The 11959-nt window shown below is 50.8% G+C and carries 15 protein-coding genes; 4 read left to right on the top strand and 11 right to left on the bottom strand.

Going from position 1 to position 11959, the window contains the following annotated elements; all coding sequences use genetic code 11:
• Window positions 1-36: 36 nt before the first annotated feature.
• Window positions 37-1011, top strand: a complete 975-nt coding sequence (gene hemB, locus ACF8OF_RS12620; RefSeq protein ID WP_262883015.1) for a porphobilinogen synthase — start codon at window positions 37-39, stop codon at window positions 1009-1011.
• Between the two features lie 90 nt (window positions 1012-1101).
• Here the strand turns inward: hemB and ACF8OF_RS12615 are convergent, their stop codons facing one another.
• From ACF8OF_RS12615 to ftnA, 9 genes are all read right to left on the bottom strand, one after another.
• Window positions 1102-1452 carry a DUF488 domain-containing protein gene (locus tag ACF8OF_RS12615; protein ID WP_279799843.1) on the bottom strand — a complete coding sequence of 117 codons (351 nt, stop codon included), beginning with the start codon at window positions 1450-1452 and terminating at the stop codon, window positions 1102-1104.
• Complete coding sequence (locus tag ACF8OF_RS12610; RefSeq protein WP_392496811.1) at window positions 1449-1964, bottom strand: methylated-DNA--[protein]-cysteine S-methyltransferase; 516 nt, start codon at window positions 1962-1964, stop codon at window positions 1449-1451. The genes ACF8OF_RS12615 and ACF8OF_RS12610 overlap by 4 nt, the downstream gene beginning before the upstream one ends.
• Before the next feature lie 443 nt (window positions 1965-2407).
• Window positions 2408-4453, bottom strand: coding sequence for a carboxy terminal-processing peptidase (gene prc, locus ACF8OF_RS12605; RefSeq protein ID WP_262861234.1), 2046 nt, complete (start codon window positions 4451-4453; stop codon window positions 2408-2410).
• Between the two features lie 18 nt (window positions 4454-4471).
• The gene (gene proQ / locus ACF8OF_RS12600; protein ID WP_262861235.1) at window positions 4472-5164 is read right to left on the bottom strand and encodes an RNA chaperone ProQ; all 693 of its coding nucleotides are present in this window, start codon (window positions 5162-5164) and stop codon (window positions 4472-4474) included.
• Between the two features lie 95 nt (window positions 5165-5259).
• Window positions 5260-5757 (bottom strand): GAF domain-containing protein, encoded by a 498-nt coding sequence (locus tag ACF8OF_RS12595; protein ID WP_025154126.1) that lies wholly within the window; start codon window positions 5755-5757, stop codon window positions 5260-5262.
• 377 nt (window positions 5758-6134) lie between these two features.
• Complete coding sequence (locus ACF8OF_RS12590; protein WP_004237373.1) at window positions 6135-6473, bottom strand: YebY family protein; 339 nt, start codon at window positions 6471-6473, stop codon at window positions 6135-6137.
• A 30-nt stretch (window positions 6474-6503) separates the two neighbouring features.
• The gene (gene copD / locus ACF8OF_RS12585; RefSeq protein ID WP_392496809.1) at window positions 6504-7403 is read right to left on the bottom strand and encodes a copper homeostasis membrane protein CopD; all 900 of its coding nucleotides are present in this window, start codon (window positions 7401-7403) and stop codon (window positions 6504-6506) included.
• A gap of 7 nt (window positions 7404-7410) precedes the next feature.
• Window positions 7411-7794 carry a copper homeostasis periplasmic binding protein CopC gene (gene copC, locus ACF8OF_RS12580; protein WP_262883018.1) on the bottom strand — a complete coding sequence of 128 codons (384 nt, stop codon included), beginning with the start codon at window positions 7792-7794 and terminating at the stop codon, window positions 7411-7413.
• A 191-nt stretch (window positions 7795-7985) separates the two neighbouring features.
• Entirely contained in the window at window positions 7986-8492 is a 507-nt protein-coding gene (gene ftnA / locus ACF8OF_RS12575) for a non-heme ferritin (protein ID WP_262861653.1), read from the bottom strand.
• A gap of 237 nt (window positions 8493-8729) precedes the next feature.
• Between ftnA and ACF8OF_RS12570 the strand changes: the two genes are divergently transcribed.
• Entirely contained in the window at window positions 8730-8963 is a 234-nt protein-coding gene (locus tag ACF8OF_RS12570) for a DNA polymerase III subunit theta (protein ID WP_025154120.1), read from the top strand.
• Between the two features lie 56 nt (window positions 8964-9019).
• Here ACF8OF_RS12570 and yebF read toward each other — a convergent pair whose 3' ends face one another.
• Both yebF and ACF8OF_RS12560 read right to left on the bottom strand, forming a co-directional pair.
• Window positions 9020-9403, bottom strand: coding sequence for a protein YebF (gene yebF, locus ACF8OF_RS12565; protein WP_262861654.1), 384 nt, complete (start codon window positions 9401-9403; stop codon window positions 9020-9022).
• 143 nt (window positions 9404-9546) lie between these two features.
• Window positions 9547-9738 carry a YoaH family protein gene (locus ACF8OF_RS12560; RefSeq protein ID WP_262861655.1) on the bottom strand — a complete coding sequence of 64 codons (192 nt, stop codon included), beginning with the start codon at window positions 9736-9738 and terminating at the stop codon, window positions 9547-9549.
• Window positions 9739-9862: 124 nt separating this feature from the next.
• On the opposite strand from ACF8OF_RS12560, the gene pabB reads away from it, so the two are divergent.
• The gene (gene pabB, locus ACF8OF_RS12555) at window positions 9863-11242 is read left to right on the top strand and encodes an aminodeoxychorismate synthase component 1 (RefSeq protein ID WP_392496807.1); all 1380 of its coding nucleotides are present in this window, start codon (window positions 9863-9865) and stop codon (window positions 11240-11242) included.
• On the top strand, window positions 11239-11805 hold the full coding sequence (locus ACF8OF_RS12550; RefSeq protein ID WP_262861657.1) for a CoA pyrophosphatase: 567 nt from the start codon (window positions 11239-11241) through the stop codon (window positions 11803-11805). The genes pabB and ACF8OF_RS12550 overlap by 4 nt, the downstream gene beginning before the upstream one ends.
• Window positions 11806-11959: the final 154 nt, after the last annotated feature.

The raw sequence follows: 11959 nt of genomic DNA, 5'->3' as shown, positions 1-11959 counted from the left end.
GCATTATTTTTTATGCAATAAGGAGCAACTGTCGTTATGCAACATGACATCCAGCGTCTCAGAAGAATTCGCCAGACCCCGCAGATGCGTGATCTGTTCCGGGAAACCACATTAAGCCTCAATGACCTCGCGTTACCGATTTTTGTCGAAGAAGGCGCCGATGACTATAAAGCCATCGACAGTATGCCGGGCGTGATGCGCATTCCGGAAAAGCGGCTGGCCTATGAAATCGAGCGGATCGCCAATGCCGGGATTAAATCCGTGATGACATTCGGTGTTTCACATCACCTGGATGCAACCGGCAGTGATGCCTGGGCGGAAGATGGCCTGGTGGCGCGGATGTCCCGTATCTGCAAAGAGACGGTGCCTGAAATGGTGGTGATGTCCGATACCTGTTTCTGTGAATACACCAGCCACGGGCACTGCGGTGTGGTGCATGACGGCGTGGTGGATAATGACGAAACCCTGCATAATCTCGGGTTACAGGCGGTGGTTGCCGCGCAGGCGGGTGCTGACTTTATCGCCCCTTCTGCCGCCCAGGACGGTCAGGTCCGGGCTATCCGTCTGGCACTGGATGCCGCCGGGTTCCATCAGACCGGAATTGTGTCCTACTCCACCAAATTCGCTTCTGCCCTTTACGGCCCGTTCCGTGATGCTGCCGGTTCCTGTCTGAAAGGCGACCGCAAAACCTATCAGATGGATCCGATGAACCGCCGCGAAGCCATCCGTGAATCCCTGATCGATGAGCAGGAAGGTGCGGATATGCTGATGGTCAAACCGGCCGGGGCTTATCTGGATATTTTGCGTGATGTGCGTGAGCGTTCAAATCTGCCGCTGGCGGCCTACCAGGTGAGCGGTGAATACGCAATGATCAAACTGGCTGCACAGGCCGGTGCGATTGATGAAACCCGCGTTGCACTGGAAACCCTCGGCTCCATCAAACGTGCCGGGGCGGATTTAATCTTCAGTTATTTCGCCCTGAGCCTGGCAGAGAATAAGATCCTGAGCTGATAAGCTGAATTATCCTCTTTGCTGAAAAATCCCGGTTCGCCGGGATTTTTTTGTGCGGTGACGCTTCCGGTACAGGCCGCAGATATATCATCAGGATAGTTTTTCTTCCAGAAATGCCTTCAGCACTTTTGCCTGGTTATGCTCTTTATCTTTTGCCGCAAACAACAGTGTCAGATTGCCCTGCACCGCTTTTGCCACCAGTGGTTGCCAGCTTTGCGGCCTGCTCTCAAGCTCCTCACGGTAGCGCCGTTCAAACTCCGCAAACTGATCACTGTTAGCGTGGAACCACTTGCGTAATTCTGTATCCGGCGCAACATCCTTATTCCATTCATCGTAATTCAGATCGGTTTTTTTAATTCCGCGCGGCCACAGCCGGTCAACCAGTACCCGGTAACCGTCACTCTCCGCGACCTCATCATAAACCCGTTTGCAGAAAATCATATTGCTGCTCCTTTAACCTGTTTTTCATGCGCCAGTAACCAGGCTTTGCGGTCCATCCCGCCGGCATAGCCGGTCAGTTCACCATTTTTACCGGTAACACGGTGACACGGCACCAGCACGGAAACCGGATTCATCCCGTTGGCCCGCCCGACAGCCCGGACAGCACGCGGGCTGGATAACAACTCAGCCAGCATACTGTAAGTAACCGTACAGCCAAACGGCACTGCCAATAATGTATCCCAGACTTTTTGCTGAAAAGATGTTCCCGGCAGCACCAGCGGAACCGTAAATTCTGTCAGTTTACCGGCAAAATAGTCCTGCAATTGTGACTCCAGCAGTGCCAGATGAGGATGATTTCCGTCTGTTACCGGCATGTTCAGCCGTGCAGAGACCCGCTGTAAGGTATCTTCGCGGCGGTTGTCTTCCGTAAATTCCAGAAAACAAACACCCTGCTCCGTTGCTGCTGCCGACATTTCACCCAGTACTGTGCTGAATTGTGTACGAAATATCATCAATATTCCTTTGTTCTCCGTACATCACCGGCAGATGTACCGTTTTCTTTACGAAACTGTCTATTTTATGAGTTAAAATTGATTTTATTATGCTCAACTTCTTTTGAGTGAAAACTTGATTGAACTCACACTAATGAGTAAAGTACATCCCATCGATACAGCACATTAACTGTACCCGTTCAGATTAACAGATAAACACATTCACCTGAGTATTAAACATTATTTTCAGAAATAATGGAGGAATTGTTATGGCTAAATTAATTAAATCCACAAAAACAACGTTTGATCGTATTACCAATGCAGTTATGACAATTTCTGTACCGCGTTTCTTTTAATTAATTCGCGACAAATTGCCGGTGCCGCTGTGTTTATGCGGCACAAAAAAAATCGACAGCCTGAATGCTGTCGATTTTTTTATTGATGTTATTCCGTAAAATAACCGGTCACTGCGCGCTATTTGCGATATCCGGCACTTTTGCCAGATCGGCTGCAATTTTAACGGTTTCATCAAGATACGCATCCGGCCCTTCATAATCTTTCGGCAGTGCCTCGAGATTCGCCAACGGTTTCTTACCTTCACGGGCATAACGTTCATTAATCCGTTTCAGCCTGATCCCTTCCAGTTCTTTGTCTTCCTTATCACGCTTCGCATAATTCAGGGAAATAATATACTGTGTCGGTTTATTGGCTTTAAACCGTGCCAGATCTTCGTAAATATACGCGAATTCCGGATCGGTTTTTGAGCGTTCCTGATATTTCTGTGCCAGTTCAGGTATCGCTTTACGGATAATATCCGTCTGTGAATACTGTGCCGGGGCAATGCTGTCCCACGGCAGTGCGTTATCCTCGAAACTTTCACCAATATCGTCGTTATCAAAGCCGGTCGGCATAATAATATCAGGCGTTACCCCTTTGCGCTGGGTACTGCCGCCGTTAATACGGTAAAATTTCTGGATAGTATATTGCACAGAGCCCAGATCCGGCCATTCAGGGCGCAGCATCTGGTCGTAAATACGGCTGACCGGACGGTGCTGCTGCACAGTACCTTTACCGAAGGTCGGCTCACCGACAATCAGCGCACGACCGTAATCCTGCATTGCCGCAGCGAAAATCTCAGACGCGGATGCGCTCAGGCGGTCAACCATCACCACCAGCGGACCTTTGTAATAGATAACATCATCGCTGTCCGCATCTTCACGGACACGACCGTTATTATCCCGCACCTGCACCACCGGACCACTGGAGATAAACAGGCCGGACAAATCCACCGCTTCTGTCAGTGCGCCGCCGCCATTACCACGCAGATCGATAATGACCGCATCCACTTTCTCTTTTGCCAGTTTCTGCAACTGCGTTTTGGTGTCATTGGTCAGACCCACATAGAAGCCCGGAATATTGAGCACCGCGACTTTCTGGTCACCGACCTGTTTGATAGTCATTTTCACCGCTCTGTCTTCCAGGCGGATCTGCTCACGGGTCAGGGTCACAATACGTGGTTTGGCCCCTTTGGTATCACCCAGCACTTCCAGGCGGACTTTGCTGCCTTTGGCACCCTTGATTTGTGATACCACATCATCCAGACGCCAGCCGACCACATCCACCATCGGCTTGCCTGCCTGACCGACAGCCAGAATTTTATCCCCGACCGCCAGTTCCTTGCTCTTCAGCGCAGGACCACCGGCGACCAGTGAATTAATCACGGTGTAATCATCATCCATCCGCAGCACGGCACCGATACCTTCCAGAGACAGGCTCATTTCAGAGTTAAACTGCTCGGTATTGCGCGGGGAGAGATAACTGGTGTGCGGATCGATCTCACGGGCAAACGCGGTCATGATCAGCTGGAAAACATCCTCACTTTTCGTCTGCGTCAGACGTTTAAGCGCATAGGTATAGCGCTTGGTGAGGGTTTCTTTGATTTCATTGTCATCTTTGCCGGACAGTTTCAGGGTCAGCCAGTCGTATTTGACTTTGGCATCCCACAGTTTATCCAGCTCGGCTTCTGTCTGCGGCCACGGTGCTTTACTCCGGTCCACATCAATGACATCGTCGCCGTCAAAATTCATCGGCTGTTTCAGGCGGTTCAATGCGTACTGAAAGCGCTCAAAACGGCGTTTTTGTGACAGGTTAAACAGGTCGTATAATGGCTGTAACTCCCCTTTGCGGAGATAGTTGCCGACATCTGCTTTGTTTTTACTGAATTTCGCCACATCAGACGCCAAAAAGACGTTGTGGCTGTAATCCAGCAGATTCAGATAGCGTTCCAGAATTTTCGCTGAAAATTCCGGGTCCAGCTGAAACTGGCGGTAATGGGAATGCAGAAACCGGGATGTCACACGTTCACTGACCGTGGAGTGCTCCGGTGCCTGCTGAGTATCCGGCAGCTGGCTGATTTTGACATCCGGCAGCGCTGTGGTGCCGGTTCTTGCCATCGCATTACCGGTTAAACTGAATCCGATGAGCAACGCCAGGGGTAAAAATTTGTTCATGCCTCGGTTGACTCCGTATCAGAATTTTAAGTGTTCCGCACGCACGATCATTGCCAACCCTGAAGGCAGCTGAACACGTACACCATCTTTTGTGATCTCGAGAACCTGCGCATCCATAACGCCGGAACCGACTGTCACCTTCAGTTGCTGCCCCACCTTCAGTGCCTGAATATCAGTAATTGGTGTCAGTGCAGACTGAGATTCGGGACGGGGTGCCCGTGGTTTACGTGGTGCATCGGCGGATTTCGGCGACGGAGCTTTACCGGTACGCGGCGCTTTAGGCTTATCCGTACGGCTGCGGCGGGAGTCAGCGGCGGCTTTGTCTGCCGGGCGCGGTTTTTTCTCACCCTCCTGCTCACGTTTCTGCGCACGCTGCGCCTGGACTCTGGCTTTCGCTTCCGTTAACTGAGTGCGGGCATGTTCAACATGTTCCGCTTCCAGATCGCCGCAATCGTTACCATCCAGATCAACACGTTTGGCCCCTTCTTTGACGCCGTACAGATAGCGCCAGCTGGAGGTGTACATCCGCAGTGCGGTACGTAACTGTGTTTTACTGATACCATCTTCTTCAGTGATACGACTGACGATATCGCGGAAGATGCCGATTTTCAGCGGACGGGCCTCGCCTTCTGCCACAAAGCATTGCGGGAAGCGCTGAGCCAAAAATGAAATAATTTCTTTACTGCTATTCAACTTGGGTTGATTTTCCATGAATTTTCCTGATTACAACGGTGCTTTGCCAACCAGCAGGCATGAACAGGCGTCATTATAATAGTGTTACAGACAAATGCTATGCTCCCGGAGGCCTAACTTGCGATCATTTCACGATATTTCGGCATAAAGCACGTTGCCAGATGTACGCAGAGCGCGTCATTCAAGGCTTTAAGACCAATTTCATCATTATTATCAAAACGATTAAAAACCGGGCTGTCGATATCCAGCACGCCGATAATCTGACCATTTACGATAAGCGGCAACACAATTTCTGAGTTACTGGCCGAATCACAGGCAATATGTCCGGCAAAATCATGCACATCATCCACCCGGATAACCTGCCCCTGAGCAACCGCCGTTCCGCAGACACCACGGCCAACCGGAATACGGACACAGGCCACTTTTCCCTGGAACGGCCCCAGTACGAGAGTATCCCCCTGAAGGAGATAGAATCCGGCCCAGTTTATCTGTTCCAGCTCGTCAAAAAGGACGGCACTGACATTAGACAGTGTCGCGATGACATCTTTCTCATCACTGATAAGCGATGTTAAACGGCGGGTTAAATCCTGATAAAACGCGAGTTTATTCATGTGTCACACTACAGTTACGGGTTAATTATCCGGTTAAAGTAATGTTTAATTTATATCAAATAACGGGGCTGCCCTATAGGATTATTACAAATCCTTGCGCATTTTTCGTGAAAATGAGGGAAAAAACGGCGGGAATAAAAAAGAGACCGGATAAAGTCCTCTATCCGGTCCAGGGAAAAAGGCTCATAGCGAGCCGTGCGCTAAAATTGCCATTGAAAATATCGTACAACCTACATGATTAAGATTAGTCGGTTTGGTTACATATGCAAAATATTTATTTATCAAATCGTTAACATGCATCTGATTTAAATGGCTTATATTTCAGTTGGTTAATTAATAACCGAATATTAATCGTTAAATTTCATAATTAATATGTGTTATTTATCACCACACAGCGCACCGGCTGCTTCAATGATCGGGGTAAGATCCATGCCTTTTTCCGCGTCTCCGGTTTGTTTTAATGTGATAACTGAGAGATCAGTCACCTTTATTTTTTGCTCTTTTGCCTGTTGTGCTGCCACATCATTCAGCGGATACGACATCAGTGTGGACGGATTAATCACCCACAGTGCATTTCCGTCCCGGCAGTTGATCATCACTTCCTCACGGGTAAACGGCCACTTTTCACCAAACTCAAACTTGCTGATGGTTTTCAGCGGCGCAGCCTGTGCCGCACCTGCCAGTAAAAGAGGAATTAATGCCAGAGCTTTCTTCATAGTGTGTCCCGGTTGTCAGCCTGCCCGGCGTTATGCAGGCTGATAAGTTGCAAAAATCGCCACCATTAAAATGGCCAGTGTGCCGAGAATTATCTCAACCCAGCTGTTAATCATCAACAGGCGGAAGCGGCCTGATTGTGCGATTTTAGGTACCACCGCATAACGGTTTATCACCGCCAGCAGCACCATCGTCAGCACCAGCCCGGTTTTCAGCCATAACAGTGCCTGATAATCACTGCCGCTCCACTGCGGCCAGTCCGGCAACAGCAGCATAGTGCTGATAAGGCCGGTTACCAGTACCAGAAAGACAGCGAGATGCCCCAGGTTTGAAAAACGGATCAGGGTTGCCACCACGTCTTTCGGCAGTCCCTCTGCGAGGGTATCACGCCGCAACAATATAAGCAGGCAGACCAGGAACGGCCACAACCCGCCGAACCAGTAAGCGGCACTGAGCAGATGAACAACCTGATTAAGCTGATAGAGCCGCCCTGTCCAGCCGCTGTACAGCATGCCGTGGCCGGTAAACGCATGCAGCACCAGCATCACTGCGGCACAGCTAAGAAACAGACCGCTTTGCGTCCGTCCGGACGGCAGCAGCAGCCCGCTGCAGAGAATAACGGCAAGCACCAGCTGCCAGCGCCAGATCTCCCCGAAAGAGGTGGAAAGCACCGCGAGGATAATCTCCGGGTCCCGCATATCCGCCCAGCCGTCCCCCATCAGTGCTGCCTGTAACAGCAGCCAGAGGAACGTTGTCAGGACGGTAAACACGGCTGCACTGCGGGCAGTATGACGCAGACGGGCCCGCAGCAGCAGTGCCACCCGGTTACCGGACAGCAGAACAGTAAACAGACCGCAGCCCGCAAGGAGCATTACGGCCGTAAAATGAATGAAGCGGCAGATAATCAGCAGCGCTTCCGGTGTCAGTTCCATAACCGGCTTATTTCACCGTAAACTGATAGTCACCATTAGTTTTGTGCCCGTCAACAGAAACCACTTTCCATTCAACGTGATAGATACCGGCCGGCAGCGTTTCTGTCAGCGGCAGGATCAGACGGGTATCATTCCCTTCGGCCAGTTCCGGTTTTCCGGCAGCAACCGGTTTATTCTGTGCATCTTTCACACTGATTTTACTGAATTTCAGTTCAATCCCTTCGGAAAAGTCCAGAGAGATATTTTCCGGTGAACCAGTCACCGCAGTATCTGCCGCCGGAACCAGGGTTTTGACATGAGCGTGAGCGAATGCCTGCTGGCCGGATAAACCGACAAATAAAACAACAACAGCAGATAATTTGCGCCAGTGCGCGGTCAGGTTGGTTAACATAATGGTATGCCTCATTTTTGCAGGTGATGTAATTATGCGGGACATACTAGCGCAACCGGGGGCATTGCGGAAACCTTCACAGGCCGGAGAGTGTTTTTTGTGATCGGTAACACAAATAAAAACCACACAAATATCAGTCTATTATGATAATTGTGTGGTTATATTATAAATAACAGTGCTGTTAAAAATGATTAGCTTGCTGATGGTTCACTTGCCATACGGCCCAGATCTTTATCCAGCAGGAACATCGATTTACCACTGTCACCCACCATCGCAAATTTATCGAGGACAGATTTAAACAGTTTTTCTTCTTCGTGCTGTTCAGCCACATACCACTGCAGGAAGTTAAACGTGGAGTAATCCTGTGAGGTCAGCGCGGCATGCACCAGTTTATTAATTTCATCAGTAATTAATTTTTCATGTTTCAGCGTCAGGGTGAAAACCTCACTCACTGAACCGAATTCAGTCGGTGGTGCATCAATGGCCCCCAGCAGCGGCATTGCCCCGGTATCGCTGAGATAATTAAACAAGCGCTGCATATGCTCCATTTCTTCTGCTGCATGCGCTTTTAAAAATGCGGCAGCACCTTCGTAGCCTTTATCAGCACACCATGCGCTCATCTGTAAATATAAATTTGAGGAATAAAATTCGAGATTCAGCTGGGCATTCAGTTGGTCAACCATATCCGGCTTTAACATATACAGGCTCCTGTGCAGTCGTTTATTTCATCATCTGCGGTCATTATGCACACTCCTGCCGGGAAGAAAAGTGCTATTTAATAAATTCACAACATATTGAAAACAAAATGATTTTGTAAAGATAATCAGAATTAATCGTATTCTCTTTATGGGAAGACTGAATACCCCTCAATCCGGGCTTGCAGTCAGGCGGCAGCTCAGTTAAGTTAAGGCCGTCAGCCGTTACAGGAGCATATCGTGGGTTATAATCTTGCCGAACTCAGTCAGGAAGAGATGGATAAAATCAATGCGGATTTAGCCGCATCCGGTGTCGCGTTTAAAGAGCGCTATAATATGCCGGTAATTGCCGAGCAGGTGCAGCAGACTCTGCCGGAATCCCTGCGCGCCTATTTTGCAGAACGTCTGGTGTTTTACCGTCAGCGCAGTGCCGGATTATCCCGCCTGCCGTATGAGCCGAACGCCAAACGCTGAATACAGAAAAGGCGTGCTGTGCTGCACGCCTTTTTACAGTTTAACCGTCAGTGTCATTACTGCGGCAGACTGTAGGTCATGGTCTTCGCCGCACAATTAACATCCACGGTGTAACTGACCTGTTTTTTCGCGCCGCGCACAACCAGCGGTACGCTGTAATTACCGTCTTTCTCAGTCACTTCCGCCACATTCACCCAGGCAACCGGCTTGCTGCCCAGCAGCGCTTTGTCATCCTGCCAGCGCGGGTAGCGGCTCTGCACAAAGTCATATTTTACCTGGGCCGCTATCTGATCTTTGTTCAGCGATTCACACGCCGGGAAAGTCACCATACGCTCATTTTTGACTTCCGCCGTGGCCGGAGCCTGTGCGCTGACGGTGAATGCCAGCAGAATACCTGCACCTGCCAATCCGGTACGGGTGAACAGATTCATTGCCTTCATAAAACCTCCTGTTTTAATCCCGAAAGAGACTAAATGTCATTTTTATACAATAGCGCTTAATTAAATTTCACTTAATGCTTATTGCTGCAAAGTAACATATTTATTATCAGGAAATTGTGACACTTGTTAAATATTTGTTTCTATTATTCACTGTCGTCATCTTCTTCATCAAACAGCGCGCGGATCTGCTCACCGCCGTGATGCCGTTCGCGTAACTCTGCCGCGACCTGCGCGATAGCCTCACCACTGCTCATTCCTTCCTGCATCAGGGTGTGGATCCGCTCAACAGCGGCCTGCTGTTCTTCATGACTTAACGCGGGCATTCCGGTAAACATAATCACCTTCTATAACATTTCAGTAAAAAACACATTATACTCATAAAGATGGCGGGACGCACCCGCCTGTTTTCCGATAAGATAACCGGCAGTTTCCGGACACAGATTACTGACAGACTGAATTATGACATCACATTCCGTACCTGTACTGACACCACTTGACTATCATCCCGGTCTCGCCCTGACCCTGTTTGCCCCGCTGTCACATCAGCCGTGGGCCATGCTGCTGCACTCCGGCAGTGCTCAGCACCAGCATAACCGTTTTGATATTCTGACCGCCGATCCCCTGATGACACTGACTACCCGGGGCGATGAGACCTTAACTGAAGATAGCCGGGGGCAGCGCGTCCGTCAAAATGATGACCCGTTTCAGTTACTGGATGCGGCGCTGGCACAGTGCGGGCTGGATCCGCAACCGCTCGATGACTATCCGTTTGCAGGCGGCGCGATGGGATTATGGGGATATGACCTCGGGCGGCGCACTGAATCCCTGCCGTCACTGGCACGTAATGAGCTGTCTGTGCCGGATATGGCCATTGGCATTTACGACTGGGCGGTGATCGTTGACCACCGGCGTCGCTGCGCCACATTACTCACCTATACCGATCCTGCCGCTCGTCTGCACTGGCTGGAGAGTCAGAAAGCGCCTGACAGCCGGCCTTTCGCCCTGACCGGCCGCTGGCAGTCCGACATGACCGAAGCGGAATACCACGAAAAAATTGCCCGTATTCATGACTATCTGCAGGCTGGTGACTGTTATCAGGTCAACCTGTCCCAGGGATTTTCCGCCCCGTATGAAGGGGATGAATGGCTGGCATTTCTGCAGCTGAATGACGAAAACCGGGCACCGTTTTCCGCGTTTCTCCGTCTGCCGGAGGCCGCCATTCTGTCTGTTTCGCCGGAACGTTTCCTGTGGCTGAAAGACGGCAGCGCAGAAACCCGGCCTATTAAAGGTACCCGTCCGCGTCATTTGGATGACCTTCAGGCCGACGATGCTGAAAAACAGGCACTGGCGGCATCAGAGAAAGATCGCTCGGAAAACCTGATGATTGTGGATCTGATGCGCAATGATATCGGCCGGGTGGCACTTCCGGGCTCTGTCAGTGTGCCATCACTGTTTGCGGTCGAGCCATTCCCGGCGGTCTGGCATCTGGTCAGCACCATTACCGCACAGTTACCGGCTGCATGCCGGGCGGCACAGTTGCTGCGCGCCTGTTTCCCCGGCGGCTCCATTACCGGCGCCCCGAAAATCCGCGCAATGGAAATCATTGAAGAGCTCGAGCCTGTCCGCCGCCACGCCTATTGCGGTTCTGTCGGCTATATCAGTGCCTGCGGCACCATGGACACCAATATCGCAATCCGGACCCTGATTGCGGAAAATAATCACCTCTATTGCCGGGCGGGCGGCGGGATCGTCGCAGACAGCCGCGCCGCAGACGAATATCAGGAAACATTTGATAAACTGGGCCGCATACTGACCGTTCTGCCGGAGAAAATATCATGAGCCCGCTTGAGCGCTTTATTCCCCGGTTTCAGTTAACCCGCCCTTCCGAAGCGGAGATTGCCGGTGAGCGGGATCGCCGGGCGGCGGTTTTGCTGCCTATCACCAATAAAGCCCGGCCCGGGATCCTGCTGACACAACGGGCAGCGTCACTGCGCTCCCATCCGGGACAGATTGCCCTGCCCGGCGGCGCGGCGGATCCGGGCGAAATTTCCCCCATCGCCACCGCATTGCGCGAAGCCCGTGAGGAAGTGGGTATTCCGCCGCAGGCCGTGCAGGTGCTGGGACAAATGGCCCCGGTGGACAGTGTGACCGGTTTCCGGGTCACCCCGGTCGTCGGGATCATCCCGCCGTCTCTGCCGCTGGCGGGTAACCCGCAGGAAGTGGCGGATATCTTTGAGCTGCCGCTGGATGCTGCCCTTGATCTGAGCCGCTACCGCTACATTGATATGACCCGCAATACCGTTGAACGCCGTCTCTATTTTTACTTATATGAAGGACGGATGATTTGGGGATTAACAGCGGGTATTTTATATCGCCTCGCAACGCAAGTGAAAAATGATTGATTTGTAACCAATTTCACACTTCTGCCCTATTTCCCCCTGTTTTTTTTCATCAGGTATGCCTGAATTTTATCTAAAATCGCTGTTACGCAGTGAAAAATGCGATAAACTACTTTATCCGTGTGAGCAAATAACAGTAAAGTAACGCGCTTTACGA

It is taken from the genome of Morganella sp. TYF_1, from assembly GCF_043105645.1.
Classification (GTDB): Bacteria; Pseudomonadota; Gammaproteobacteria; order Enterobacterales; family Enterobacteriaceae; genus Morganella; species Morganella morganii_B.
This window is presented reverse-complemented; position numbering and strand designations above follow the sequence as displayed.